The sequence below is a fragment of the Nostoc sp. genome (assembly GCF_036917235.1).
Lineage (GTDB): Bacteria > Cyanobacteriota > Cyanobacteriia > Cyanobacteriales > Nostocaceae > Nostoc.
Window position 1 is genome coordinate 34,746 of record NZ_JBALDU010000058.1, and the last position, 26,173, is coordinate 60,918.

The window sequence follows — 26,173 nt, forward strand, 5'->3', positions numbered from 1 at the left end:
AATTCAAAATTCAAAATTTAAAAAAGTCAAGAGTAATACCTCTTGACCAATGACCAATGACTTATTTAAAAGTCATCATCATAGTTTCTCACTATTTTGGGGTCAGGAGCAAAGACTAACCACAGGGGAAATTGCAGCAGTGACAGACTAATTTGTTCTTCTGAATCGTCAATAATAATCAAAGGCAATTGATTGGCTTTCGTCAATCGGTCTGCTTTTTGAGCGAGAGCGTCAGATGCCTCAAATAATACCACACCCCGGTCTGGGCCGAAATCTGGGCGACCGATTCCTAGACAATCTTGCAAGCCACGCCGCCATTCGCCTAATCGCTCCGGTGTATTAGCTAAGACTAAAGTACGGACGCGATCGCCATAAAGCTTGTGTAATATCGAAATTGCAGCTGAGGCAATCAGAATATTTTGTAAGCGGCTACCCATTGTCCGCAAACCACCCCTTCCTCCTTGGGTAAAAAACCAGTTAGAGATTCGTTCAGCGTGGATTGGTTCAAAGGTACGGCGTAGTTGCCAGGGTGGGCCGTAGTAATCTGGTTTATTGCGGTATTGGTCAATTAGGCGGCGAATTTGCTTGGTAGTATCTTGAAACTGCTGTTGGGCAAATTGGGGTATTCCAGGCTGGGATTCAACTGGTTTAGCCTCTTTTACAGCTGGTTTTTCTCGTTCTACCACAGTTGGGGTCAGTTGCAACTGTTCAGCGGCAACAGCCAAATCTTGTAAACTACCCGTGAGATAGTCTTTAAAACCCTGCACCCGAATTGCCAAGTCTTGGGATGTACCAGCAAAAGTGGTTCGCATCTCGTTGCGGATACGTTCTTGACGGCGTTCTAGTTGTTCGACAGAAATTTGCAGAGTTTGCTTGCGTTGTTCCAACTGCAAAAGTGACTCTTGTACAATTCGTCCCAGTGAGGTTTGAGTTTCACTCACCTGTGCTTGCAGGTTTTCATAAGAAGCTTGCAGCTTGGCTATTTCTTCCTTAAGAGATGCTTCAGCGCTTTGCAACTCTGCCACTCGCTGCTCTGCTTCTGCATATAATGAATTATTTACCGTTCCTATTTCCGACCCCAGCGCGACATTTTCCGCTTCTAACTGTGCTACAAACTCGCCATTTGAATTTTCTGTTAGCTCTACTGTAGAATCTACCACTTCTGCATTGGAAATGAGTGGCTCAAAATTTGTGTAGTCCTCTGATGAGCTAATGGCTTTTGTATCTACCACTGACTCAACTGATGGATTTACTGGATGTTCAACTGCATTGTTCTCTTCTAGTTTCTCTGCCAACCGCTCATCAATTGGTTCTGGGGTTTGAGATGCCTCTGGGTTCATAAACAATAGTGTAATTCCTATGATGCGAATAAATAGCTTTCAGAAATATTACAATTGACCTGCCATAAAAGTCCTGAGCATGAGTGCTGAGTTCTGAGTCTATATCAAAACGACTCAGCACAGATGGCACTCAGCACTAAATACGCGGACAACGTTGTTCTAAGCAAGTTTTCAAGGTGTTAGGGTCAAATAAAATCGGCAAAAAGTGAATACTTTTAATTTCTTTAAAGTAAAACAAAATGGGGACTCTATTCCAAAATATCCGCCAGTTTTGCCATTCCTGGTAGGGAAAGCGCCGAATCAATTTTTCGCCTCTGTAAATATCTAAGTCGGTAACGGTAAATTGCAAACGCAACGTTAACGCCTGAAACATGAGAAACAAACCAAACAGCGTGAAAACTGAGCCTACCCAAGGTTGTACCAACAGTAGTGGAATCGCGGCAATCACCAACACGATGGGTATATTGTAACTAGGCTTGAGTTCCACAGTTGATGTGGAGTTAGAAGCAAATGAACTGGTCACAGTCTTAAATCCTGCTTTGTTTAGTAGGCATCTCTCCTATTTTAGGAGTCAGGAGTTAGAAGTTAAGAATTAGGAGTGAGGAGTTTTAACTCATAACTCATAACTCATAACTTCTATAGCCCTATGAATGCACTACCAGTCCCCTGAAACATTAACCAAGAAAGAAAGAAGTTGCTCACAAATATAATCAGCAAGGCAGTCACAACAGCAGTTGTAGTTGACTGTCCTACACCTTTAGCACCTCCTGTTGTCGTCAACCCCCAACTGCAACCAATTACAGCGATTAAAATGCCAAAACAACACGCCTTAATCATGGCGCTTAAAATATCCCAGATACCAAGAAAGTTACGGGCTGAGTCTAGAAATACTGTATCAGATAGGTTGTAGACATTTGTCGCAATGATGAATCCTCCGAACATCCCCGTTATCAAAGATAGGAGGGTTAAAATTGGTAACATTAAACAGCAAGCAATAACGCGGGGAATAACTAGATAATCTATTGGGTCTGTTTTTAACATCAACATAGCATCGATTTGCTCTGAGACTCGCATGGTACCGATTTCTGCTGCAAAGGCAGAACCGACTCGTCCCGCCAAAACCACTGCTGTCAACACAGGAGAGAGTTCTCGTGTCAACGCTATAGAAAGCACTCCGCCGATAATGTTTCCGGCGCCAAAGTTGATAAATTCCCGCGCCACCTGAATGGTAAACACCGCACCAACGAAAATAGCCGTCAATAGGGCAATAAATAAGGAATCTGGCCCAACTGCTGCCATTTGTTCTAAGGTGTTACGCCGATGGATTTTGCCTCTCAATAGGTGAACTAGTACTTGCCCACCCAGAAAAATCGCTGCCAGCAAACGCTGACTCCATTCCCCTAAACTGGATTTGGATGTAGTCTGGTTCAATGTTCTGTAGCTAACTGGGTAACTGCCTTAAGAATAGCGGAAGTCATGGGAATGGGGAATGGGGAATGGGGAATTGGGCATTGGGCATTAAGAAGAGACAAGGTAGACGGGGAGACAAGGGAGAGACTTGTTCAATAATTCCCCCCTGCTCCCCTGCTCCTCTGCCCCTCTGCTCTCATCTCCCCACTCCCCAAAGAAGGCCGAATATTAACTTAAATTAAAGATGTTCTCAGAAAATAAAGCTATTCTTAAACGTGCTGCAAAGCAATAAATAAGTAGTAGACTTGGCTATAATCTCTATTGTGCAAGGCTTTTGTAGATTTAAAGTTTCTTTATATATTCCGAGCATAGGCTGTAACTGCTATCTGTTTATTTTAATGAAAACTTAAGATTTTTGACAGATTCGCTGCTCTGGGGCGATCGCTCGTATTGTAGAAAATGACAAACCGCTATCTTGCTTTTGTCACCTCTACTCACGGAGTTTGTCTTAAATGGCTATTTTTACTAACTTTCTCCGCTCCCTACTACTTACAATCATTTTTAGTTTTGTCGTTCCCATGTTCCTCGTTGGCGGCGGATTCCTTTTTCTATCCCTCATCGGTAACATCCCTGGCTTACAAAACTTAACCGAGGCGATCGCAACTCAGATTATGCATTTTCTCGCCACCTTCGGCAGTGGAACTCCCCTACGCGGATTATTTGTAATTAGCTTGACCTTTAGTTTCGTTGGCGCACTGTTTGATATGTTCGCATATTATCGGTATCAAATATTACGTATAGGTTCTTGAGTAGTGGAATCGCTTCATCAGGAAATTATTGGGCTGTAGAAGACAGGAAAAAGTGATATTTCCCAGAGTGAAAGTACTATTAGTACAACACAGCGGAAATAGAGCAACCATTTAAAATCTTTAAAGAGCTTATTCCATAACACTTTTGACTTTTGACACTTCGACTCCTTTCCGCACAAGTCAAGGCAAGTCGCTCAGTGTTAACTTTTGACTTCCGCCTTGCGGTACTAGTCTTAACCTAAATAGAGATTAGTGTTGCTGAATGAATTTGTATTAATTAAATTGAGTGTCGAAGTAATTGATTAAATATTTATATATTCATTAGTTATTAGTTATTAATTACTGACAACTAGTAAACGTGTGCGACCTTAGTAAAACCAGTCCTCAAACATTCAAAAAGCCAGAACAACAAGGCATTGAGAGCTTTTAATTTTGCAAAATAGCTAAAATAGTCTTTCTAAATCATCAGGTTAACGCTAAACTAGAGTTTGGCATTTTATGCTAGCTGTTATCTTTGAGGATTTGATTAGTATTAACCGAGAATATCAAATAAAACTCACTGAAAAATATAAAAATTTCCTTAAAATTCTGACGATCGCAATGCCTACTCATGTTTCTTAACAGAGGAAAGCAGGTCGTCTGACCGTCGGGGATCTTATATTGAATTTATTACGAGGTATGTTGACAGCTCATGGTTTGGCCGTTTAAGCCCAAGTTTAGAAAACAAATTGCGCGGATTGAAATTACTGGTGCGATCGCCAGTGCTACTCGCAAACGCGTCCTAGAAGCGCTGAAAACTGTAGAAGAAAAAAAGTTTCCGGCATTATTGTTACGTATCGATAGTCCTGGCGGTACAGTCGGAGATTCTCAAGAAATCTACAGTGCCCTGAAGCGTTTGCGCGAAAAAATCAAAATCGTCGCTAGCTTTGGCAATATTTCGGCTTCTGGAGGAGTCTACATCGGCGTGGGAGCCGAACACATCGTTGCTAACCCAGGTACGATTACGGGTAGTATTGGTGTGATTCTGCGTGGGAATAACTTGGAACGCTTGCTAGAAAAAATCGGTGTTTCCTTCCAGGTAATTAAGTCAGGCCCTTACAAAGACATTTTGGCTTTCGATCGGCAACTGACCGAACCAGAAGAACACATCCTGCAAGAGTTGATTGACACAAGTTATCAGCAGTTTGTCGAAACGGTAGCTGATGGCCGTTCTTTAACGGTAGAAGCTGTGAAAAGTTTCGCCGATGGTCGGATTTTTACTGGACAGCAAGCCCTAGCTTTGGGTGTTGTAGACCGCCTGGGCACAGAAGAAGATGCCCGTCGTTGGACAGCAGAACTGGTTGGTCTCGATCCAGAAAAAACTCTCTGCTATACCCTAGAAGAACGTAAACCCTTATTGAGTCGTTTTATACCAGGGAGTCGTCAATTTTCATCAGGAATTGGGGCTGGTATTGATTGGCTCGAATTTGAAATGTCTACTAGTGGTTTACCTCTGTGGTTATATCGACCCTAAATATGAGTTAGGAGGAGCCAGTGCGGTCTTGGGGTTTCCCCAAGTGGAGCAACTGGCGTTTATGAGTGAGGAGTTATGAGTTAAAAATCTTAACTTCTCATTCTCAACTCCTAATTCCTTACTTTTGTGTTTTAAGGAGGATTTTGGCGTGGACTGGCAAATGCGGGCTATTCGCGGAGCAACAACCGCTTCAGAAAATACTGTTGAGACAATCCAAGAGGTAGTTACAGAACTACTAAATGAACTGGAAAACCGGAATCAATTCCAGCTAAAGGACATTATTAGTGTGACTTTTTCTGTGACACGCGATTTGGATGCAGTTTTTCCAGCTGCGATCGCAAGAGCACGTCCTGGTTGGGATAATGTGGCCATGTTGGATGTACAGCAAATGCACGTCGAAGGCAGCTTACAGCGCTGCATTCGCTTTTTAATCCATGCTTATCTGCCAGCCTCCGCCTCAATTCATCATATTTATTTACGCAACGCCGCTAGCTTGCGTCCCGACTGGAGTTTGCCTCAGACTTTACAAGCATCACAGCAAGCAATTAAATCAAAAGTTTAAAATACTTAATATTTTTAGGTTAAATCCAGTTTTCCAACTGCAAATTAGAAATGCGGCTGTAGTGACGAGTATTGTTTGTTACTAAAGTGTAATTTTCTGCAACATAGAAGCTTTTCAAAAGGATAACTTTGCTTCCAACGATAGGTATTAAAGTCACGCTGATCTACTGAGAAAATGCGTCCATGCCCTAAATGCTCTGCTAAAATTACTAGGGAAGCATCAGCCAAATCCATTGGAAGATCAGCATATTTTTTCATTAATTCAATAATTCGAGCAGTATGCTGAAGTTCTAAATTAAAAATCGTAAATAATTCTTGTTGCAGACTATTTAGAAAAATAATTTCAGCGTCAACTCCCTTGCGAGTTAGCAAAAGATAACAAGTTTCTGTAACAACAGACCATGTTGTAATTAAAGGTTCGTTATATTGTTTTAAAGCTTGTTTTGCTCTTTCGTGGTGAGTATCTTTTTTATCAATAAGAGCTAACCAAAATCCTGTATCAACTACGATCATATTTATTGTCTAATGTATTAGATAAAACTTCTTTATAGGTTGTTGATAAATTTTCGTCAACAGAACAACAACCAATTAATCCAATTTCATCAAACTTTTCATAGAGACTTTTTTCTTGACTATGATTTTCTGATTCTGGTTGAGGATAACGCTTTTTGAGTAACTGAATAAAATCTAGTAGCAATATTTGAGCTTCTTCTGGTAAAGTATCAATATCTTTATATATCTCTTCAAATTTTATAAGCATAATTAACTTCTAAATTGAGGAAATTTTTCGGGATGATCCTATTATAAACTAATTTTAAACTTGGCTGAGGTGACGCGATCGCGCCTGATAAATTAATGTGAATAGTGCGATGTATACGTCCTAAATTTATCCTCTTTAGTGCCGAACGATTGAAGTCGTGGCTAAAGACATACAGTCAAATAATACTTTAAAGTTTAAAATATATTTAGTTTATGCGAGACGCTAGAGAAAATAAGAATGTAGGAGAGGCGGGTTGAAACTGCCGAATTACGAACTAGCAGTTGTGCCACGGCGAAAAATTACTGAGTATCTGTTGTCGCTAACTCACCCCGATGGAAGCAGCAAGGAAAAATTTTTTACTGCGTTTGGTTTTTCAGTAGAGGATTGGGAAACTCTTGCTAAAGCATTACTAAATCATGTTGCTGATAACGATGTTACAAAAATTGAAGATTCACCATTTGGAACTCGATATGCTGTAGAAGGTACACTGCTTTCACCGGATGGTAGAAACCCTTTGATTCGTTCGGCTTGGTTTATTGAAATAGAGGAAACTATTCCTAAGTTTGTTACTTCATACCCACTGAAACGGAGAGAAGAATGATTCAAGAACTTGATAGAGTTATTCTGACTAGTAATATCCCAGAATATAGTTTAGAAGAGGGTGATATAGGTACAGTTGTTTTAGTACATCAGGGTGGCAAGGGATATGAGGTTGAATTTGTCACATTGGATGGCGAGACTGTGGCAATTGTTTCACTTCACAGTATACAAGTGCGTCCCATTGGTAGAAGAGAAATTGCGCGATCGCGCTTGATAAATTAATGTAAACAGTGCGATGTATACTTCCTAAATTTATCCTCTCAAGTGCCTAATGATTGAAGTCGCAGCTAAAGGCATACAGCAAAATAATACTTTAAAGTTTAAAATATATTTAGTTGATGCGAAAGGCTAGAGAAAATAAGCATTGAAGAAATTATTATAGACAAGGTAAGAATATTACCTCCTGATAAGCAACAAGAGGCGTTAGATTTTGTAGAATTTTTACTTGTGAAAATGCAAAAGCAAGAGTTATCTTCTCAAGATAAAAATTCACGGGTTTCGGCTTTGACTCTGGCTCAAAAATACATTGGTTGTGTGGAAGCAGCAAGTGATTTGTCTATGGAATAAAAACCAACTGATTCCTGTAATGGCTGTATTTGTTTAACTGTTATTGGTTTGAAGCAGCGAAGATATAAAATTAGATTGTAGCCATATAAATAGTTTTACACTTCCTCTATCATAGTCAGTTGATTTATACTCACCCTTTAAAATTCGTTCTAGAGCTTGACTATTAAACCTTGACTTGTCTTTCATGAGGTCTTCAAACATAGCTAGTGGAAATAGTATACTCTCAACTTCTACATCATCTTCACTAAACCTAATCATCTCAAATCTAAATTTATAACCAGACCATCTGATAGTAGGTAGTCTATCAACTGAATTTTTGGTATTTTCTATTATACAATCATACTGACGATTAGGATTTTTATGATTGTGCATTATCCACCAGTAAACATTATGTCTAACAAAATGCTTTCCATTGTCGTTAGTACATACTTCTATTTCTATATCATCCACATAAACAAACTGACGAGTCATTACTCTAACTTCACCTTCAGACATTGGTTCTAATTCCTCCCAAGGTTCAACTTCAACTTTATTTTTATAACTACCATTTAAAGGTTGATTTTTATAAATATTTTCTACTGGAATAGGATCATCTTCTAATGCTTCTAAACCTGATGTATTCTCGTCGGTTTCTTCTTTTTTATCTAAAATTAATTCTAGCTGTTCCCTACTAAATGCCATAATTTCTATTCCAGCTAGAGTCTGACGGTTTGAATGTTCCATGAAGTAAACTAGACTATCAAATGGAGATAAATCTATTCTTAAACCGTTGTATTCAGTCTCCCATAAACCGAATCTACCGTAAGATTTAGGATAAGTTTTATATTCTCTCCACTTTAATGAACTAGCCTTTTTATTAATGTTTTTTAATGCAGTTCTAATACTTCCAGATAATCCTTTCATCCCATAAACAGGATATACTAAATATATGGTTGGTGGTTGTCCATCTGATATCGGATCAAAACCAACTATCATAACATTGAACTTGGCTAGCTGCTGAAGACTTTGCTGCAAAGCAGTTTCGGCTGGAGTTATTTTTCTAATGGGTACTACTACTTTAGACCAATTAAGGGGTGGTTTGTATAACTTGATAAACTCATTTTCGAGATTTGATAAATTTTCTATATCACTACTACAAATCAACCAACTAATACTAAGAGTATTTTTCCGATTAAATCTTTTTAGCTGATTAAATCTATGATGTGCTTTCCATCTTTCAACTAAATTAATAGTTCTACCTATATAAATGATTTGACCTTTACTGTCAAATACAAAGTAAATAGCTGCACAATTAGGAAGACGATCTTTGTCCAATAAATAAACTGATGGTAATTCAGATATTTTGATTTTCTCTAGCAAAATGAGACACCCATGAATAAATAAAAAATATATATTTTGAATTATATTTTATAGAAACATCAAAAGCTACAAAATAAAAACCGCAAATCTACGCAATTAAACGCCAAAGTCTCCGCGTTTAACTGCGTTCTGCGGTTTGAAAATTCTTAATGCACTAATGCGATCGCACTTTTCGTCAAGCTTCCACAGTGAATCCATTAAACGCCATGTTTTCCATAAAAATATCGGTTTCATCCTGGCTTGTGAATCAAGTTTTGAACTCGTAAACTAGCTTTTGTGACTTGAAAAGCAGCTTTTGCGACTCGAAAAGTAGCTTTTGTGACTTGAAAAGTAGCTTTTGTGACTTAAAAAGCAGCTTTTGCGACTTGAAAAGTAGCTTTTGTGACTTAAAAAGTAGCTTTTGCGACTTAAAAAGCAGCTTTTGTGACTTAAAAACCTGTTAATGTTAAAGAATTTCAGCAAATCTAACCACATTTATTTATAAACTAATCTCAATGCCTTAGAAGTTCTCATAAAAAAACGCAAATATACGCATTAAACGCAATTTTTCAGCATTCCCATACGTATATTTGCGATAAAATAAAAGACGATGCCTACGGCTGGCTACGCCTACGCAGCCTTAATGCACTAATGCGATCGCACGTTTCGTCAACGCTTCAGCTGTCAATCCATTAAACGCCATCAACTCACCAGCACTGGCTGTAGTCTCCCCACGCTTCCATGCAAAGGTGTCGCGCTTGGCCGTACTCCGCAACAGAATCGGTTCTAGCATCCCCGCAGCACCACCTGTCACCGCAATTAGCGCATCACCATCAAATAATTCGGCAAATTTCGCATCATCTAGGAAACCGCCTTCGGGTTCAGAACAGGTATCCCATGCAGTATCATGGCTACGATACAATTGCCGAGGATTGATCACAGAAACTATCTTCGCACCAATACCTTCAGTTTCTAAGAAAGCCGCAGCTTCAAATACTGGTATTAATGTCATATCGCCAATTACAGCAAATACAACTTGTTTATCACCAGCAATTTCATGTAATAACACTGCACCATCGCGTAACCCTTGACGAGTTTCTTCTAAAGTTGTGCGAATTGGTAACGGCGATTTACTTGCTGTAATTACAATTCCCTTATTCTTAGTTTTCAATGCCCAGTCATAACAAGCTTGAATACTATTAGCATCGGGGGGAAATAATGGAAAAACATTTCCATTTCGCATCAACGAAGCAAAGTAAGCTTCAATTTCTGGACGTTGGTGAGTCCAACCGTTACGCCCTTGCTCTAATGCACCTGCTGTGAATAAAGTAATAGTCGAAGGAGTTTGACGGCGCAATTCTGCCATTGATTGGGTTACAGTTTGCCAAATTGGTAATCCGTTGATGGCAAAAGATTCGTAAGAACACCACAAAGTTCTCGCACCCATTAACGCTAAACCCGCAGCTAAACCGGCACAAGCATCTTCACTCAATGGTTCATAAACTTGTCCGTTTGGCGCTTGATTATATAAGTCGTCGGTTGTGGGATGGATAATCTTTAATGCTTGGTTGATGTTGGCAATTCCCGATGCTTCATTACCATCGGCGTTGGTGACGAGGAAATTTCGATCTTTATTTCCAACTATTCCTACCAATCGTCCCATTGCGGTTGTGGAAACTTTGGCTTCACCTCCAACTGCATATTCTTCTAAAGGTAATTCGCCTAATTCTGGTAATGGAAATTCAAATTCTGTCACCACAGTTTTTGCTGCTGGGCCACCACCGGCGCGTTCGGCATTTGTTCTGACTAATTGCCAAGCTTCCGCAGATAAAGCACGGGTTTGCAATGCACTGATAATATGCGGCGCATCTAGCGTATCTTTAGGATAAAGGTTGTGAGATTTTGCTCCCCGCGCGTGGACTCCTGCACCTTTAAGTTGTTTAATAATGAAGACGGTAAGTTTACCACCCAATGCCGATCGCGCTGCTTTATCCACACCGGAAAGTACTGCTTGAGTGAATGCTAGGCGTTTCTCAAAGGAAAAGGCGGTACTATCAACGTAATCCCCTGGTTGATCTCGATCGTCAAAATCTTTGGCATCCACTAACACCACTTCATCAAAACCGTTACCTTGCCAATATGCTTGCATCTGTTCATTGGTTTTGAGAGAAACCATGCTGTGATGTTCTTGGCTGTAACCGTTCCACACCAACACCGGCAAGAAGTTGGTGACAGCAGGAAAAGCAGTATGAAAATGTGCGATCGCACTTACAATATAAGGCTCACCCAATCCACCATCCCCAACTGTAAAGGGGAACAACTTATCTTTGTGCAACAGTGCAGCCGCCATTGCAAAGTGTTGCCCTTGTCCCAAAGGCCCCGCAGGTGCAAGAATACCGGGAATGAAACCGGAAAGGTGTCCTAATAATCCGTGCTTTTCTCGGAAGCGATCGCGCAATTGTTGGACTGTAAAAATTTCCATGTCCTCTAGCGAACGATCCAAGAACATGGCACTATAAAATCCGGGGGCATGGTGTCCCACTTCAGTAATAATGTTCTTGTATCCCAGCATGACAAGAGATGCGTAAGCTTCTGCTTGACTGGCGAATCCGCCGGGATGCCCAGAAGCTTTGCTAGCGGTAACTTGCAAAGTCAGGTAGCGTAAGGCATCGGCAGCCAGTAAAGTTTGATATACAGCTGCTTTATCTGTGGGAGATGCGATCGCGATTTTGCCCGACTCAATAGCAGGTGTTGCACCATAAGTTTCAAAATCTGGTAAAGCTTCACCAAAATATTGAATCCCTTCCGAAAAATTGGGAAGCGCTGAAGATGCCTTTGCGGAGATTGCAGTCATGCTGAGTACCTTTTGACGATGAGGTGAAACTGTAGATGCACGTTGAATTTAACCAAAATTTTACATCTTCGAGGTTGTAACAGTTTATTGCTTTTTTGCAACGTTAGAATAAGTACTTTAAATGGTCACGCAACCAAGATTTCAATTAGTTGAAGTAGAAAAAAAATATTAAGTAGGAAAAAAATTTATGAAATTCCCAAATGGGCCGCAAACTCCAGCAGTTGTACAGATGCTGCACTGGATTGTTAATCCGATGTCATTTATGGAGGCTTGTGCCAAAAGCTATGGCGAGATTTTTACTCTCAGATTAGACAACAATCTACCTCCTTTGGTGATTGTCAGCAACCCCCAAGCGCAACAGCAAATTTTTCCTCGTTTTTCCTCGTTCCCAGTCTCCCACTGGGAATGCATTCATTGAGTCAGAGACTCAATGCCAGACCGGAGGCAGAGCCTCAACGAGGGGCATTCCCATACTCTGCATGAGAAGGAGATAGAGGAGAGAACAATTGCGATCGCTGCTTCAATATCGCAGCCCTATTTATAAATCAAATCACAAATTACCTATACCCCAATATAGATTTACTCTCCAGAATTAGCCTTTACAGTTACGAGTAAGAGGACATTTAGGAGAATTAATAATTCATGCCTGATGAGCATCGGTTAGAAGAACAATTTCTATCCCAAGAAGCTGAAAAACAAATATCCAATCAGCTAGATGAAGTAGAACAAATAGAAATAGATGTAAAAACCGATCTGTTAAAAATACTTCAGGGACAGTCGGATGGAGTTTCAGTTGCAGGTCAAGGATTAGTCATTAAAGAAGACATCCGCATACAGGAAATAAGACTGCAAACAGATAGTATAGCCATCAATCCCTTTAGCGCTCTTTTTGGTCAAATAGAACTTAATGAGCCAGTAAATACGATCATTCGGGTTCTACTCACAGAAGTAGATATTAACCGCGCCTTGACCTCAGAGTTTGTTCGTAGCCAGATGCAAAACTTTGAGTTGAATGTAGATGGGGAAATTGTCAGTTTTGAGCCAGAAGAAATTCAGGTATTATTACCTGGTAATGGCAAAATAGAATCTAGGGGAAAGGTGCTGTTAAAGGAAATGGGAAATACTCGCCCTTTAGCTTACACTGCGATCGCTCGTCCACGCACTAATTCACAACCCGCTATGCTAGAGGGTTTTAACTGCACTGAGGGAGAGGGGATGTCCATAGAATTAATTACAGCATTCATGCAGAAAGCTAAAGAACTGATGAATATACCATCTTTTAAATGGGAGGATATATCGTTTTCTATCAAAGATATAGAAGTACAAAAAGGTACTTTAATACTTATGTTAGAAGCTCAGGTAAAACAAATACCCTCATTATCAACTTTAATCTCTCCTTAGTAGGATTGACACTATTTAAAGATAATTTTTGTTACCGAAGGATGATGTCAATGTAATAAAATTTTTCTAAACTTTGGAAAGTTACTGATTATTTCTAAATTCCAACTATGCAAGAGTATGATGTTGTCCTAATCGGTGCTGGACATAATGGGCTAGTTTGTGCAGCTTATTTGCTAAAAGCTGGTTATAGCGTTCTGTTACTAGAAAAGCGTTCTGTACCAGGTGGCGCAGCTACAACTGAAGAATGCTTACCCCAAGAAGCTCCTGGATTTAAATTCAATTTGTGTGCTATTGACCATGAATTTATTCACTTAGGGCCAGTTGTTGAAGAATTAGAACTGGAAAAATACGGCTTGCATTATTTGGAGTGCGATCCAGTTGTTTTCTGTCCTCATCCTGATGGTAAGTATTTTTTAGGACATAAGTCGGTAGAAAAGACTTGTGCAGAAATCGCCCGTTACAATGAACGTGATGCCAAAAAATATGCAGAATTTGTAGATTTTTGGCAGCGAGCGCTAGGTGCAATGATTCCTATGTTTAATGCACCGCCAAAATCAGTTATAGACATCCTTGGTAACTACGACATCACCAAAATAAAAGATTTAGTTTCAGTTATTGGTTCCCCTAACAAAACGCTGGATTTCATTCGCACGATGTTAACCAGTGCTGAAGATTTACTTAACGAGTGGTTTGATGAAGAATTTCTAAAAGCACCACTAGCCAGACTATCAGCAGAACTTGGTGCGCCGCCATCACAAAAAACCCTTGCCATTGGTGCAATTATGATGGCAATGCGTCATAATCCAGGGATGGCCAGACCTCGCGGCGGAACTGGCGCACTTGTGCAAGCTTTGGTGAATTTGGTCACAAGTAAAGGTGGCGTTATTCTCACAGACCAACATGTTGAAAAAGTTTTAATTGATGATGGCAAAGCTGTAGGTGTGCGGGTTGCTGGTGGTAAAGAATATCGCGCTAAACACGGGGTTATTTCTAATATTGATGCCAAGCGGTTGTTCTTACAAATGACAGATAAAAGTGATGTTAACGCAGCCGACCCCAATTTATGGGAAAGATTAGAACGCCGCATCGTTAACAACAACGAAACCATCCTCAAAATAGATTTAGCTTTAGACGAACCACTGCGCTTTCCACACCACGCTCACAAAGATGAATATCTCGTTGGTTCTATCTTGATTGCTGATTCTGTGGCTCATGTAGAACAGGCTCATAGTAAATGCACTTTGGGAGAAATTCCTGATGCTGACCCATCAATGTATGTGGTTATGCCTAGTTATTTAGACCCCACATTAGCACCACCAGGTAAACACACTGTATGGATTGAGTTTTTTGCCCCTTATCAAATTGCGGGTGCAGAAGGTACTGGTTTAAAAGGTACTGGTTGGACGGATGAATTGAAAAACAAAGTCGCAGATCGGGTGATTGATAAATTGGCAGACTATGCACCCAATGTCAAAAATGCAACTATCGCCCGTCGGGTAGAAAGTCCAGCAGAACTAGGAGAAAGATTAGGTGCGTACAAAGGAAATTATTATCATGTTGACATGACTTTAGATCAGATGATATTTTTCCGTCCCTTGCCAGAAATAGCCAATTACAAAACGCCAATTGATAATCTATTTTTGACTGGTGCAGGGACTCATCCAGGTGGTTCAATTTCGGGAATGCCGGGACGCAATTGTGCGCGGGTATTTTTGCAGGCAAAACACCCAATTAGCCAAACTTTGAAGGATGCGCGGGATTCGATTAAGTCAACTGTCGAGTCAGTGTTTGGCATTAATTAAGCTTTGCACAGATAAAATAGAGTAATACAGTTCAGATCAACCCAAAACCCTCATGTAGAGACGCGATTTATCGCGTCTTTATTTATCAGGCAATCACGAAAATATTTCTATTAGTCATGGCTAGACCAATTCCTAGTTGAGCAACTTGGATTTGACCGGATGCGCCTGTACCATCAGCATCAAAAAATAAACCCCCTGTATTATTGTTGTAGATAAAGTGCTCGCTGCTATCTTGTGCTACTGAACCGATCAAAAATTGCGTGGCTTGAAGTATACCCTCACTAAGTCCACCTCCAAACCCTATTTTAGAAACATAAATCGTGTCATCTAAAGACGAAAAATCTGTTATGTTATCAATTCCCTCAGCAGGGGTATTAATAATAAAAACATCAGATCCAGTTCCTCCTGTTAGGGTATCATTACCTAAACCTCCAACGAAAGTATCGTTACCACTTCCCCCTATAAGGATGTCATTGCTATTTTCACCATTTAGCTGATTATTACCAGTTTCATTAATATTGGCACCTGTGGTGAGATTTTCTTCACGGGCTGTTAAAGGAGAGCTAACGGTTGATGAAACAGTCAGAGGTGTCGAAATGGGCGCACTATCGGTAACAGTGAGTAAAGTTCTAAATACCTTTTGGTTGCTGCTTAGACTCTCATCAAACTCTTGGATTGAATTAGTTGGATCTAGAAATGAAATAACGTAGTAATTTCCAATTGGGATATCAGGAAACGCACCGTTCCAAGTCGCTGTTCCCGAATTGAATGGATTAATCGAAGAAATAGTTGTATTACCTATTAAGTAATGAGAGCCAATACTATCAGTGACATTGGCATCAGTAGAAGCGTAAAAAGAAGCCGAGAAATTACCTGTCGCGGCTGTACCATTGTTGCGAGGATAAACTGTGATGCTGAAATTTTCCCCATTTTTAATAATGTTATTACTAAAACTTCCAAGAGTGGTGTTAAACCACACATCAGAATCTACTAAATCAGCTTTGTCAGTGGGTTTGCGTGTAGTAGTGTCTTCGTCGATCCAGTTTTGAATCTCATTATATCGAGTGCTTGTAATTCGGGCAAACTCGTTGTAAAGCGGAGTTGCGTTGGTGGTTGCCTCATTTGAAGCTACTCCATAAATAGTTGGTTTATTTGTGTTGGAATTATTAAGCCAGAGAGGGCCTCCACTATTTCCAGGTAAGATATCTAGTTCATTACTACGCAAGATCGAGTCAGTTGTACTTGTAATTTTTCCACTCTGAGTCCACATATCATAGTTATCAAATTTCCCATCGTTATTGGAATCAAACTTATCAGAAGAGTATCCAGTAACATTCATTAAAGTTCCACTGCTGAGATTATCGTCATATCCATAGTTAAACCAGCCAGTGAAGTTTCCAATATTGCGGTCAAGAGTAACCAATCCTATATCGTATTGAAAAGTTTCGCTTTTCGTCTGATCTCCTTGAATCCATCCTTCAAAAGAACGTGTATTAACAGATTTGGCTTCACCATAGTACTCGTAGTCAGCCCGGTTTGTACCAGCAATGATATTTCCTTTAGAACCAAGCATCACCTCAATTTTATCTGCCCAACCCCCATATCTCGTGTCATACACAGAGTGCCCTGATGTTAAAAAGTGGTAGGGAGAAATCATAGCACCAGAGCCGTTGAGGATAATATCATCGGCAGTATCAATAACCCCATCTGGGCCTTTCCAATGTATTCTCATTTTTCCTACAGCACTAAACGGAAAAGTTGTGGTGTTGCTAACTTTTGTGCGACCATCAGGGGAGAAAATAGACATAGTTTTAGATCCTTAATAGAAAATAATGAATACAAAATATCCAACTTTAATGCTAGAAATTAGCTCATGGCATGAGCCTCTCAGCAGCAATTTATCTGAATAATGTTTTACTATCGCTAAACTTGTAAGTAATATCAAATCTATGAATCGCCATATATTTAATATAAATTTCTTCTACGATTTATCAATAATGTAGAGGGTAATTTAAATTTTATTTTCAGGAAAATAAAACTAATTAATAGAGAGAAAGATTGGGAAATCTAGCTATTCTGAGATTACTTCTGTTATCAACCCTATGACTCACTTTCTACGATCCTGACTGATTTATATCGTCGGCATTGGCGGATTGAATAAAGTTTTTATCAGGGTGAATTACTACACGAGTGCGATGTTTACGACGAGTCACAGTTACGCAATATATATAGCAACACAAATAATTGTTTTTTGAGTAAAGTAGGTTACAAGCGATTGCTTTATGTGTATTTAATATGATAATATTATACGCGCTTGATTTTAATAAAGTTTTGTGCATCGTCAACAAGGCTCTTTGGGAAAATAAATATAAGTAAATTAATGGGTAAAAACTAGTGTATTTTGAGAATACTCAAAAAACTAACAAATTTTAACATCATCGTAAGAATTCAGCACCCAGAAGTCAGAAGTCAGAATTTAAAAGGAATGCAGCATGATTAGTACATTTATGTATCAAATTTTCTCCTAATTCTTTAACTATTCTGAATTCTGACTCCTGAATTCTTACACATCATCTAATAATTTTTGTAGGTACAGCATGGTTTTTCGGCACTGCTTCGTTGCATCTGGCTTGATAGCTTTCTTGGCATTTGGCTGTAGTGGTGGGGCAAACTCATCGGCAGAAAATACTACACAGGTTGTCCAAGAAACCAATGTAACCCAACTTTTTATAGAAGCGAAGGCTACGCAAAAAGCAGAAGATTACTTTCATCAAGGTAACAATTTATTAGATAGACAAAATTATGAAGATGCCATAAAAGCTTATGATAAAGCGATCGCCATCAAAGTTGAGAGTCCTGAAGCTTGGATTAACCGTGGCATCGCCTTAACATCGTTGCAACGCTATCAAGATGCTCTTGCATCCTATGATAGAGCGATCGCAATCAAACCCGACAAATATGAAGCTTGGTATAATCGTGGCATCGCCTTAACATCATTGCAACGCTACCAAGATGCTTTTGCATCCTATGATCGAGCGATCGCGATCAAACCCGACAAATATGAAGCCTTAATTAACCGAGGCATAGCTCTGACAAAGCTACACCGCTACCAAGATGCGATCGCATCTTATAATAGAGCGATCGCCATCAAGCAAGATTTGCACCAAGCATATTACAACAAAGCTTGCTCTTATGCTTTACAAAGCAATCTAGAATTAGCAATTGATAACCTAGACAAAGCAATCAAGCTTGTTCCTGATAAATACAAGAAATTAGCAAAAACTGACCCAGACTTTAGCAAAGTGCGTAGTGAAAAGCAATTTCAGGAATTAATCCAATAGTATTCGATCGCCAGCACTCAGGGTAGAATATAAGCCTGCTGTAGAAAGGATTTTTTTTTGAGCGGTTTACAATTAGACATGAAAAAATTGTTAATCACCGGAGCAAGTGGTTTTTTAGGATGGCATCTTTGCCAGCTTGCCAAACAAGAATGGGAGATTTATGGCACTTATTTATCCCATCCTTTAGAAATTCCTGGCATGAAAATCTTAAAAGCGAACTTAACAAATTTTCAGGAATTGAAAAGTATCTTTAATGATGTCAAACCAGAAGCAGTTATTCATACTGCTGCACATTCGCAACCAAATTTTTGTCAAAGCAACCCCAAAGAATCGCACGCAATTAACGTCATCGCATCCTGCAATATTGCCGGAATTTGCGCGGATAACTCTATTCCTTGTGCTTTTACCTCAACCGACTTAGTTTTTGATGGCTTAAATGCTCCATATCAAGAAACAGATGCCGTGTGTCCTGTAAATCTTTACGGTGAGCAAAAGGCGATCGCAGAAGCAGATATGCTAGAAAGGTATCCCATGACCGCAGTATGTCGAATGCCGTTGATGTTTGGTGCAGCAACACCCACAGCGAAAAGCTTTATTCAGCCATTTATTCAAACTTTACAAGCCGAAGAAGAACTAAGTTTATTTATAGATGAATTTCGCACACCCGTAAGTGGAACAACTGCTGCCAAAGGACTTTTATTAGCGTTAGAAAAAGTTAACGGCATCATTCACTTAGGTGGCAAAGAGCGGCTTTCACGTTATGATTTTGGACAGATATTAGTAGAAGTATTTCAGCTTCCCGCCACTAGACTTAAATCCTGCCGCCAACAAGATGTGAAAATGGCAGCACCTAGACCAACAGATGTTTCTTTGGATAGTTCCAAAGCTTTTGCATTGGGGTATCAGCCTTTATCTGTAAGGGAAGAATTAGAGGCAATACAATTCAGTTAAGACTAAGTATTAAAACTAAAAACAGGAATAGGCTATTTTGAAATGCGATTACCTCTGGTACACTATGCGTAGGCGTTACTCACTCGCCGTAGGCATCGCAACGGAAAAACCTGTTTTATTGAGAATTTAGTAATGTAATTGATAATTTCCCCTCGCCCTTCTTTAACAGGCAAGGGACGGTTTGCTATCACTTTCTCCCCTCCTAAATGAGAATTATCCCTGTAAAAGTGAAAATTTAGTGGTCTTAAATCAGTCGCGGGTCTGAATCCCCGACTGATTGCGCAACGTTGGCAAGTCATATCATGTTCGCATAATTAGTTCTGATTTCCACAGTCATTGCACCCCACACGCCAGTCGCTCATGGGGAAAACCCCCATCGCCCTTGGCGTCTCCCCTTGGGAGAAGACCGCGCTGGCTCCCCTTAATCCCCTCCCCGCTCTTCGGGAGGGGAGACGAAGCGTAGCTTTGGCGGGGTGGGGTTCTTCGGGTTTAATAAGTAATCAAGCGAACATGATATCATCGGGCGTCTTGATTCTGACTCCTGTTAGCGCAGCGGGGCGTAAGCCGATTCTGACTTCTGAATTCTTCTTCAATTTTACCTTTGATTAAAGTCTGCTTAAACTCCTAATTTTAAAATAGGGTGTCTCAAAACAATTTGGGCAGTTGTTTGCTTCTTAATTGAAGAGAAAAATATTGATTTCATAACTGGATCTAATAGTTATGAATTTCAATTTGGAAAATAAGTAAGTTAGAGAAAAGCTATTTTTGTAGCTTGTAATTGCATTGCTTACAGAAGTTGATGGTAAGGAAAATTGAGATGAAATTGGTTCCAAATTTATTGGTTGCTGCTACTATTGCTTTAGGTTTTGCTACCGTAGATGTAAAATCTGCATCTGCTGCAATTCTTAATTACGCTTTCACCGTTGATAGTCCATTAACAAAGGGGAATGGCTTTTTTAGCTTTGATGACTCAACCTTCAGCGATGACTATAATCCCGAAGCTCCCATTAAGTCACTTTCTTTCAACTTTGATGGCGACTCTACCATTTACACTAAACAAGATGATGCAAATTACGCAGATTTTCCTCTTGTTTTTAAAACCACATCCTTAACAGGACAAACGTATTTTGGATTAGATTATCAGTTTAATGATAAAGCTAATCCTTCCAGTTCTATCAGTTATGAAATTATTGGTGAGGATTTTACAATTTACTCTAAAAATTCTCCCAATGCTGAACTTATATCAGGTACAGTTTCTTATAGACAAGTACCTGAACCTACACCTTTAGTTGGTGTTATTTTTGCTTGTAGCCTTGGCTCAATGATGAAGAGAAAGGTAGCATCAATCAAAAAGATTAAAATCTAACCTTGGTTAAGCTGATATTAACAATTTCTTTGCCAAGGATTAATCTCTTATTGGTAGGCTTTTATGTGGGAAAACAACATCTAACACATTGATAGCAGAGGGAAAAATTGGAAATTAAAATCTAATTTTGATAATGGCAATTTTCTATGAAGCTGCACATTAAGACCCCTCACAACCTCTCCTTAACAAGGGTGGTGGGGTTATTTCTATGGGTGTTAATAAAGAATTGCTATAAGGGAATAATTACGAAATTATCCTACGATTACTCCACCTTCTTTGTGTTAGCTGTTGCTGTACTTTAACTTACCTGTTAGCCAGGAGTAGAGAATGGTAGATTACCGGAATTTTGAGCAGTTCCTGCACAGTCGAATCAAACGACGCAACTTAATTATTGGGGCAGGAGCATTATCTGGTTTGGCGATCGCTAACCAATTTTCTCATCAAACAGCGATGTCTGCCGACAAGCCGCTAGGCGTCTACGCTACAGGCAGATTTTCTAATTATCCTTTTACATTAGGTGTCGCATCGGGCGATCCCGATTCTACCAGCGTAGTGATTTGGACTCGTCTCGCTCCTGAACCCTTAGAGGGAGGTGGAATGCCACCTGTAAATGTGCCAATTCGCTGGGAAGTGTCTACCGATCCTGATATGAGGCGCATTGTCTCCAGAGGTACGGTACTGGCAACCCCAGAATTAGCTCACTCAGTGCGAGTTGTAGTAGAAGGATTGCAATCTAATACTTTGTACTGGTATCGCTTTCTTGTCGGTCAAGACGCTAGCCCTATTGGTCGCACTCGTACAGCACCTTTAGCAAATAGCTATTTAAGTAAATTAAACTTTGCCCTTGTATCCTGTCAGCACTACGAGCAAGGGTACTTTACTGCTTACAAATATCTAGCCCAGGATGACCTCGATTTAGTAGTTCATGTTGGAGACTACATCTACGAAGGAGGAATCTCAAATAATCGCCCCAGAAAGCACAACAGTGCAGAAATTTTGACTTTAGAAGATTATCGCAACCGTCACGCCCTTTATAAAACCGATACCAATCTGCAAGCAGCCCATGCAGCATTTCCTTGGATTGTTACCTGGGATGACCACGAAGTAGAAAACAACTACGCCAACTATATTTCAGAAGTCGATACTGAACCAGATCAAGATCCGGCTATTTTCCTGCAACGAAGGGCTGCTGCCTATCAGGCTTACTACGAACACATGCCACTGCGCCCCTTATCGCGTCCCGTTGGCCCCGATATGCAACTTTACCGACGGCTTTCTTTTGGTAACTTAGCGACCTTCCATGTCTTAGATACCCGCCAATATCGCACCGATCAGCCCTGCGGTGATGGTACTAAACAACGTCCTTGTGGAGAAGATCCCAATGGAACCATTACTGGCAAGCGTCAGGAAGATTGGCTATATGATGGTTTAAATAACTCACAGGCTAAGTGGAACGTTTTAGCCCAGCAAGTTGTAGTTGCTCAGATAGACACAAAAGCAGGGCCTGGCGAAACTTACAGCATGGATAAGTGGGATGGTTATGTGGCTTCCCGCGATCGCCTCATGCGTTTTTTAGAACAGCGCAAACCATCTAATCCAGTAGTCTTATCAGGCGATATCCATTCCAATTGGGCAATAAATTTAAAGGCTGACTTTAATAACCCAAAATCTGCTACGGTCGGAAGTGAATTTGTCTGTACCTCAATAACCTCCGGTGGAGATGGGGCAGATACCAGCCCAAATGTTGAAGCTTACTTACCCGATAACCCACACATTAAATTCTTCAACGGTCAACGGGGGTATGTTCGCTGTGCGCTGACTCCCACAACCTGCAAGACAGATTATCTAGTTTTATCAAACGTCACAACCCCGAATGGCACGCTTAGTAAGCGGGCTTCATTTGTGGTTGAAGATGGTCGTCCAGAAATACAACAAGCCTAATATGTCTAATTCCCAGGTATCAGAACCAGACAATCACAGATAGAAACAGGTAAATCATCAGTTTTTATCGAATGTAGGAGTTAGGAGTTTAATTCCTAACTCCTAACTCTTCACTTCAGTTTAATAAGCATCCATTGGCAGACAAGAACAAACAAAATTGCGATCGCCAAAGGCTGCATCAATGCGACCGACAGCAGGCCAGAATTTATACTCACGAGTCCAAGGCGCGGGATAAGCAGCTTGTTCGCGAGAATAAGGATGCTGCCATTCTCCAGCGATGAGGCTTTCGGCGGTGTGGGGTGCGTTCTTCAAAACGTTATCTTGGATATCCACCTTGCCAATTTCTATTTCGGCAATTTCTTGGCGAATAGAAATTAACGCATCACAGAAACGATCCAACTCTTGCTTAGATTCACTTTCTGTAGGTTCCACCATGATTGTACCCCCTACAGGCCAGGAGACAGTCGGCGCATGGAAACCGTAATCCATCAGACGCTTGGCAACATCATCGATTTCGATCGCAGCTGATTTTTTGAGCGATCGCAAATCTAAAATACACTCATGGGCAACTAGACCATTTTTCCCCTGATACAAAACCGGATAGTACGATTCCAGTTTCTTGGCAATGTAGTTAGCGTTGAGAATCGCCACCTTAGTAGCTTGGGTTAAACCATCTGTACCCATCATGGCGATGTACATCCAAGAAATCACCAAGATACTCGCACTACCCCAAGGCGCAGCCGCAACAGCACCAATATTTGAGTGCTGAGTTGACTTATCGATAGTGACAACAGGATGTCCGGGGAGGAAGGGCACTAAATGAGAGGCAACGCCAATGGGCCCCATACCAGGGCCGCCACCACCATGCGGAATACAGAAGGTTTTGTGCAAGTTTAAATGACAGACATCCGCGCCAATATCCCCAGGACGGCAAATTCCCACTTGGGCATTCATATTTGCCCCATCCATGTAAACTTGTCCGCCGTGACTGTGGACAACAGCGCAGATTTCCTGAATTGGCTCCTCAAAGACACCGTGAGTTGAGGGATATGTCACCATTAAGGCGGCTAATTCATTGCTGTGTTTTTCTGCTTTAGCCTTCAGGTCAGCAACGTCAATATTACCTTGTGAGTCACAGGCAACAGCCACCACCTTCATTCCGCACATCACTGCACTTGCTGGGTTTGTCCCGTGTGCCGAAGTGGGAATTAAACAAACGTTGCGGTGTGCTTCGCCCCGATTTTCGTGATACTGACGAATTACTAAAAGTCCGGCATACTCACCTTGAGAACCAGCATTTGGTTGCAGAGAAATTCCCGCAAAACCAGTAATTTCAGCCAACCATGTCTCAAGTTGCTGGAATAGGATTTGATAACCTTGCGTTTGCGACGCCGGGGCAAATGGATGAATCTTGCCAAATTCCTCCCAACTTACCGGAATCATCTCAGCAGTTGCATTCAACTTCATTGTGCAAGAGCCCAAAGGAATCATCGATGTAGTTAGCGACAAGTCCTTGCTTTCTAGCTTGTGCAGATAGCGCAACAACTCAGTTTCTGAGTGATAGCGGTTAAATACTGGGTGAGTGAGATATGTGCTTGTACGAGAGAGAGGGAGATGGAAGGATGAGGAAGAAGTTAATTCTTCAAAAGTGAAGGGTAAATCATCTGTACCAGCGAAAATCTGCCAAAGGTCGATTAAATCTTCTGGCGTAGTTGTTTCATCCAGCGAAATACCAACAGTAGTTGCATCAAAAACCCGTAGATTAATTTGAAGTTGTTCACTAACTGCCAGAATATCTTTTAAATTGCGTCTTCCCAGTTCTACTCGCAGCGTATCAAAGAAATCTTTGGAACTGATGCTGTAACTCAAACGCTTCAGTCCTTCTGCCAGCAACACTGTCAAAGAGTGGATATTTTCGGCAATTTGCTTAAGTCCAGTAGGGCCATGATAGACAGCGTACATACTCGCCATCACCGCCAGCAGCACCTGTGCAGTACAAATATTACTAGTTGCTTTTTCGCGGCGGATGTGCTGTTCGCGGGTTTGTAAGGCGAGACGTAATGCAGGCTTACCTTGGGCATCTTTTGATACACCTACAATTCGCCCTGGAACCAGCCGTTTATACTCTTCCTTCGTAGCAAAGTATGCTGCATGGGGTCCACCAAACCCCAAAGGAATACCGAACCGCTGAGTGCTTCCGACAGCAATATCAGCGCCAAATTCCCCAGGAGGGGTAAGTAAAGTTAAACTTAGAGGGTCTGCTGCTACCGTTACCAATGCACCCTTAGCATGGGCTTTTTCTATAAAAGCGCGGTAGTCGTAAATGGTGCCATCACTTGCAGGGTATTGCAGAACAGCCCCAAAAATTGGATGATCAAAATCAAATGTTTGATGATCGCCAACAATAATCTTAATCCCCAATGGTTTAGCGCGTGTTTGCAACACATCAATGGTTTGGGGATGGCAATCACGAGAGACAAAATAGGCATTTGCCTGATTTTTGGAGACACCGTAGCTTAGGCTCATCGCTTCTGCTGCTGCTGTGGCTTCATCAAGTAACGAAGCATTGGCAATTTCCAAACCTGTAAGGTCAATAATCAAGGTTTGAAAATTCAGCAGCGCTTCTAGTCGCCCTTGGGCAATTTCTGGCTGATAGGGAGTGTAGGCAGTATACCAACCAGGGTTTTCTAAGATATTACGCCCAATCACAGGTGGGGTAATAGTGTCGTAATAGCCCATACCAATGTATGAACGGAAAACCTGATTTTTGGCGGCAACTTTTTTTAATGATGCCAGTGCTGCATACTCACTTTCTGCTGCTGGTAACTTTAAGGGTTGCTTCAGCCGAATTGTCTGGGGAACTGTTTGGTCAATTAGGGCATCCAGGCTAGGAAAACCCAAAACTTTAAGCATTTGGTAGATGTCATCGGAGTTAGGGCCAATGTGTCTTGGCACAAAACTACTTAACTTTTGACTTTTTTCGTCCAGCACTTGCTGCTCATTAGACTTGAGAATAGGGGCGTTCAATACCACAAATTACTCTCCAGATGGTACTATTTCATATTTTGCAATAAATACTCTTAAACTGGGGGCTGGGGATTCAGAAGATATTGGATAGGTGAATAAGAGTAATTGTTAATTACCTCCTCCACTCACCTACTCTTTTACTCTTCCACTCAGCACGGGCTAAACCCTAGCTAGCTATCCGCTAACAGCACTCAGCACTCCTACTCCCCTTCTACTTGGGCGCGATACTCATCTGCTGTCAAGGCATCTTCAACTTCGCCAGGGTCATTGACGCGCACTTTCAAAAACCACCCTTCTCCGTAAGGGTCTTCTGACACTTCTTCGGGAGAACTAATTAGGGCTTCATTCCGTTCTATAACGGTGCCTGTCACTGGTGAATTCAGTTCCTCAACGGCTTTCACTGATTCAATTGTGCCAAAGTTTTCTCCCCTGGTAAGAGCATCGCCAATTTCTGGTAGTTCCAAAAAGACGATATCACCCAATTCCTGTACGGCAAACTCAGTAATGCCAATGGTGGCAATTTCACCATCTATTCGCACGTATTCATGAGAATCCAGGTATCTGAAATCTTGAGGATATTCAAAAGACATAT

Annotated in this window: 25 protein-coding genes; 14 read left to right on the forward strand and 11 right to left on the reverse strand. The window is 40.8% G+C overall.

The features are described 5' to 3' along the window. Window positions 1-65 precede the first annotated feature (65 nt). The 3 genes from V7K44_RS17570 to V7K44_RS17580 all read right to left on the reverse strand — a co-directional run bounded on the left by V7K44_RS17570 (window position 66) and on the right by V7K44_RS17580 (window position 2,771). A complete protein-coding gene (locus V7K44_RS17570; RefSeq protein WP_334933215.1) occupies window positions 66-1,340 on the reverse strand; it encodes a DUF3086 domain-containing protein in 1,275 nt (424 codons plus the stop codon). Between the two features lie 136 nt (window positions 1,341-1,476). Further along, window positions 1,477-1,863, reverse strand: coding sequence for a DUF3119 family protein (locus V7K44_RS17575; RefSeq protein ID WP_094350673.1), 387 nt, complete (start codon window positions 1,861-1,863; stop codon window positions 1,477-1,479). 113 nt (window positions 1,864-1,976) lie between these two features. Beyond that, a complete protein-coding gene (locus V7K44_RS17580; RefSeq protein WP_334933216.1) occupies window positions 1,977-2,771 on the reverse strand; it encodes an MlaE family lipid ABC transporter permease subunit in 795 nt (264 codons plus the stop codon). Window positions 2,772-3,262: 491 nt separating this feature from the next. On the opposite strand from V7K44_RS17580, the gene V7K44_RS17585 reads away from it, so the two are divergent. The 4 genes from V7K44_RS17585 to aroH all read left to right on the forward strand — a co-directional run bounded on the left by V7K44_RS17585 (window position 3,263) and on the right by aroH (window position 5,634). Further along, on the forward strand, window positions 3,263-3,559 hold the full coding sequence (locus V7K44_RS17585) for a hypothetical protein (RefSeq protein WP_334933217.1): 297 nt from the start codon (window positions 3,263-3,265) through the stop codon (window positions 3,557-3,559). A 498-nt stretch (window positions 3,560-4,057) separates the two neighbouring features. Further along, the gene (locus V7K44_RS17590; protein ID WP_334876454.1) at window positions 4,058-4,180 is read left to right on the forward strand and encodes a hypothetical protein; all 123 of its coding nucleotides are present in this window, start codon (window positions 4,058-4,060) and stop codon (window positions 4,178-4,180) included. A 70-nt stretch (window positions 4,181-4,250) separates the two neighbouring features. Then, complete coding sequence (gene sppA / locus V7K44_RS17595) at window positions 4,251-5,072, forward strand: signal peptide peptidase SppA (protein WP_334933218.1); 822 nt, start codon at window positions 4,251-4,253, stop codon at window positions 5,070-5,072. A 148-nt stretch (window positions 5,073-5,220) separates the two neighbouring features. Continuing rightward, window positions 5,221-5,634, forward strand: coding sequence for a chorismate mutase (gene aroH, locus V7K44_RS17600; RefSeq protein ID WP_334933219.1), 414 nt, complete (start codon window positions 5,221-5,223; stop codon window positions 5,632-5,634). 44 nt (window positions 5,635-5,678) lie between these two features. On the opposite strand, the gene V7K44_RS17605 is transcribed toward aroH, so the two are convergent. Together V7K44_RS17605 and V7K44_RS17610 are read right to left on the reverse strand one after the other, a co-directional pair. Continuing rightward, window positions 5,679-6,146 (reverse strand): type II toxin-antitoxin system VapC family toxin, encoded by a 468-nt coding sequence (locus V7K44_RS17605; protein WP_334933220.1) that lies wholly within the window; start codon window positions 6,144-6,146, stop codon window positions 5,679-5,681. Continuing rightward, window positions 6,133-6,393 carry a DUF2281 domain-containing protein gene (locus V7K44_RS17610; RefSeq protein WP_334933221.1) on the reverse strand — a complete coding sequence of 87 codons (261 nt, stop codon included), beginning with the start codon at window positions 6,391-6,393 and terminating at the stop codon, window positions 6,133-6,135. The genes V7K44_RS17605 and V7K44_RS17610 overlap by 14 nt, the downstream gene beginning before the upstream one ends. A gap of 253 nt (window positions 6,394-6,646) precedes the next feature. Here V7K44_RS17610 and V7K44_RS17615 point away from each other — a divergent pair, with 253 nt between their 5' ends. From V7K44_RS17615 to V7K44_RS17625, 3 genes are all read left to right on the forward strand, one after another. After that, the gene (locus tag V7K44_RS17615; RefSeq protein ID WP_334933222.1) at window positions 6,647-6,994 is read left to right on the forward strand and encodes a DUF6883 domain-containing protein; all 348 of its coding nucleotides are present in this window, start codon (window positions 6,647-6,649) and stop codon (window positions 6,992-6,994) included. After that, a complete protein-coding gene (locus V7K44_RS17620) occupies window positions 6,991-7,215 on the forward strand; it encodes a DUF4926 domain-containing protein (protein ID WP_334933223.1) in 225 nt (74 codons plus the stop codon). The genes V7K44_RS17615 and V7K44_RS17620 overlap by 4 nt, the downstream gene beginning before the upstream one ends. Window positions 7,216-7,371: 156 nt before the next feature. Further along, on the forward strand, window positions 7,372-7,560 hold the full coding sequence (locus tag V7K44_RS17625) for a DUF2281 domain-containing protein (RefSeq protein ID WP_334933293.1): 189 nt from the start codon (window positions 7,372-7,374) through the stop codon (window positions 7,558-7,560). A 33-nt stretch (window positions 7,561-7,593) separates the two neighbouring features. Here V7K44_RS17625 and V7K44_RS17630 read toward each other — a convergent pair whose 3' ends face one another. From V7K44_RS17630 to V7K44_RS17640, 3 genes are all read right to left on the reverse strand, one after another. Next, the gene (locus tag V7K44_RS17630; RefSeq protein ID WP_334933224.1) at window positions 7,594-8,919 is read right to left on the reverse strand and encodes a GIY-YIG nuclease family protein; all 1,326 of its coding nucleotides are present in this window, start codon (window positions 8,917-8,919) and stop codon (window positions 7,594-7,596) included. Window positions 8,920-9,015: 96 nt separating this feature from the next. After that, window positions 9,016-9,153: a hypothetical protein gene (locus V7K44_RS17635; protein WP_334933225.1), complete on the reverse strand. Its 138-nt coding sequence runs from the start codon at window positions 9,151-9,153 to the stop codon at window positions 9,016-9,018. Between the two features lie 385 nt (window positions 9,154-9,538). Beyond that, on the reverse strand, window positions 9,539-11,752 hold the full coding sequence (locus V7K44_RS17640; protein WP_334933226.1) for a phosphoketolase: 2,214 nt from the start codon (window positions 11,750-11,752) through the stop codon (window positions 9,539-9,541). A 187-nt stretch (window positions 11,753-11,939) separates the two neighbouring features. Between V7K44_RS17640 and V7K44_RS17645 the strand changes: the two genes are divergently transcribed. The 3 genes from V7K44_RS17645 to crtO all read left to right on the forward strand — a co-directional run bounded on the left by V7K44_RS17645 (window position 11,940) and on the right by crtO (window position 14,955). Next, window positions 11,940-12,170, forward strand: coding sequence for a hypothetical protein (locus V7K44_RS17645; protein WP_334933227.1), 231 nt, complete (start codon window positions 11,940-11,942; stop codon window positions 12,168-12,170). A gap of 224 nt (window positions 12,171-12,394) precedes the next feature. Beyond that, window positions 12,395-13,153: an LmeA family phospholipid-binding protein gene (locus V7K44_RS17650; RefSeq protein WP_334933228.1), complete on the forward strand. Its 759-nt coding sequence runs from the start codon at window positions 12,395-12,397 to the stop codon at window positions 13,151-13,153. Between the two features lie 107 nt (window positions 13,154-13,260). Next, window positions 13,261-14,955: a beta-carotene ketolase CrtO gene (crtO, locus tag V7K44_RS17655; protein WP_334933229.1), complete on the forward strand. Its 1,695-nt coding sequence runs from the start codon at window positions 13,261-13,263 to the stop codon at window positions 14,953-14,955. Between the two features lie 85 nt (window positions 14,956-15,040). Here crtO and V7K44_RS17660 read toward each other — a convergent pair whose 3' ends face one another. Beyond that, window positions 15,041-16,762, reverse strand: coding sequence for a trypsin-like serine protease (locus tag V7K44_RS17660; RefSeq protein ID WP_334933230.1), 1,722 nt, complete (start codon window positions 16,760-16,762; stop codon window positions 15,041-15,043). A 790-nt stretch (window positions 16,763-17,552) separates the two neighbouring features. Here V7K44_RS17660 and V7K44_RS17665 point away from each other — a divergent pair. The 4 genes from V7K44_RS17665 (at window position 17,553) to V7K44_RS17680 (ending at window position 22,554) form a co-directional block, all read left to right on the forward strand. Beyond that, window positions 17,553-18,296, forward strand: coding sequence for a tetratricopeptide repeat protein (locus V7K44_RS17665; protein ID WP_334933231.1), 744 nt, complete (start codon window positions 17,553-17,555; stop codon window positions 18,294-18,296). Between the two features lie 78 nt (window positions 18,297-18,374). Beyond that, the gene (locus tag V7K44_RS17670; RefSeq protein WP_334933232.1) at window positions 18,375-19,247 is read left to right on the forward strand and encodes an SDR family oxidoreductase; all 873 of its coding nucleotides are present in this window, start codon (window positions 18,375-18,377) and stop codon (window positions 19,245-19,247) included. Between the two features lie 817 nt (window positions 19,248-20,064). Next, entirely contained in the window at window positions 20,065-20,613 is a 549-nt protein-coding gene (locus V7K44_RS17675; protein WP_334933233.1) for a PEP-CTERM sorting domain-containing protein, read from the forward strand. Window positions 20,614-20,940: 327 nt separating this feature from the next. Beyond that, complete coding sequence (locus V7K44_RS17680) at window positions 20,941-22,554, forward strand: alkaline phosphatase D family protein (RefSeq protein ID WP_334933234.1); 1,614 nt, start codon at window positions 20,941-20,943, stop codon at window positions 22,552-22,554. Between the two features lie 120 nt (window positions 22,555-22,674). Here V7K44_RS17680 and gcvP read toward each other — a convergent pair whose 3' ends face one another. Together gcvP and gcvH are read right to left on the reverse strand one after the other, a co-directional pair. Next, window positions 22,675-25,587 (reverse strand): aminomethyl-transferring glycine dehydrogenase, encoded by a 2,913-nt coding sequence (gene gcvP, locus V7K44_RS17685; protein WP_334933235.1) that lies wholly within the window; start codon window positions 25,585-25,587, stop codon window positions 22,675-22,677. A 194-nt stretch (window positions 25,588-25,781) separates the two neighbouring features. Continuing rightward, entirely contained in the window at window positions 25,782-26,171 is a 390-nt protein-coding gene (gene gcvH, locus V7K44_RS17690) for a glycine cleavage system protein GcvH (RefSeq protein WP_099103853.1), read from the reverse strand. Window positions 26,172-26,173 lie beyond the last annotated feature (2 nt).

Excerpts from the sequence above, each read along its gene's own strand:
- V7K44_RS17645 (WP_334933227.1), top strand. The coding sequence starts at position 11,940 with ATGAAATTCCCAAATGGGCCGCAAACTCCAGCAGTTGTACAGATGCTG.
- V7K44_RS17650 (WP_334933228.1), top strand. The coding sequence starts at position 12,395 with ATGCCTGATGAGCATCGGTTAGAAGAACAATTTCTATCCCAAGAAGCT.
- V7K44_RS17680 (WP_334933234.1), top strand. The coding sequence starts at position 20,941 with ATGGTAGATTACCGGAATTTTGAGCAGTTCCTGCACAGTCGAATCAAA.
- V7K44_RS17635 (WP_334933225.1), bottom strand. The coding sequence starts at position 9,153 with ATGAAACCGATATTTTTATGGAAAACATGGCGTTTAATGGATTCACTG.
- V7K44_RS17605 (WP_334933220.1), bottom strand. The coding sequence starts at position 6,146 with ATGATCGTAGTTGATACAGGATTTTGGTTAGCTCTTATTGATAAAAAA.
- V7K44_RS17640 (WP_334933226.1), bottom strand. The coding sequence starts at position 11,752 with ATGACTGCAATCTCCGCAAAGGCATCTTCAGCGCTTCCCAATTTTTCG.
- gcvH (WP_099103853.1), bottom strand. The coding sequence starts at position 26,171 with ATGTCTTTTGAATATCCTCAAGATTTCAGATACCTGGATTCTCATGAA.
- V7K44_RS17675 (WP_334933233.1), top strand. The coding sequence starts at position 20,065 with ATGAAATTGGTTCCAAATTTATTGGTTGCTGCTACTATTGCTTTAGGT.
- V7K44_RS17610 (WP_334933221.1), bottom strand. The coding sequence starts at position 6,393 with ATGCTTATAAAATTTGAAGAGATATATAAAGATATTGATACTTTACCA.
- crtO (WP_334933229.1), top strand. The coding sequence starts at position 13,261 with ATGCAAGAGTATGATGTTGTCCTAATCGGTGCTGGACATAATGGGCTA.
- V7K44_RS17570 (WP_334933215.1), bottom strand. The coding sequence starts at position 1,340 with ATGAACCCAGAGGCATCTCAAACCCCAGAACCAATTGATGAGCGGTTG.
- V7K44_RS17620 (WP_334933223.1), top strand. The coding sequence starts at position 6,991 with ATGATTCAAGAACTTGATAGAGTTATTCTGACTAGTAATATCCCAGAA.
- V7K44_RS17590 (WP_334876454.1), top strand. The coding sequence starts at position 4,058 with ATGCTAGCTGTTATCTTTGAGGATTTGATTAGTATTAACCGAGAATAT.
- V7K44_RS17585 (WP_334933217.1), top strand. The coding sequence starts at position 3,263 with ATGGCTATTTTTACTAACTTTCTCCGCTCCCTACTACTTACAATCATT.
- V7K44_RS17665 (WP_334933231.1), top strand. The coding sequence starts at position 17,553 with ATGGTTTTTCGGCACTGCTTCGTTGCATCTGGCTTGATAGCTTTCTTG.
- V7K44_RS17660 (WP_334933230.1), bottom strand. The coding sequence starts at position 16,762 with ATGTCTATTTTCTCCCCTGATGGTCGCACAAAAGTTAGCAACACCACA.
- V7K44_RS17670 (WP_334933232.1), top strand. The coding sequence starts at position 18,375 with ATGAAAAAATTGTTAATCACCGGAGCAAGTGGTTTTTTAGGATGGCAT.
- sppA (WP_334933218.1), top strand. The coding sequence starts at position 4,251 with ATGGTTTGGCCGTTTAAGCCCAAGTTTAGAAAACAAATTGCGCGGATT.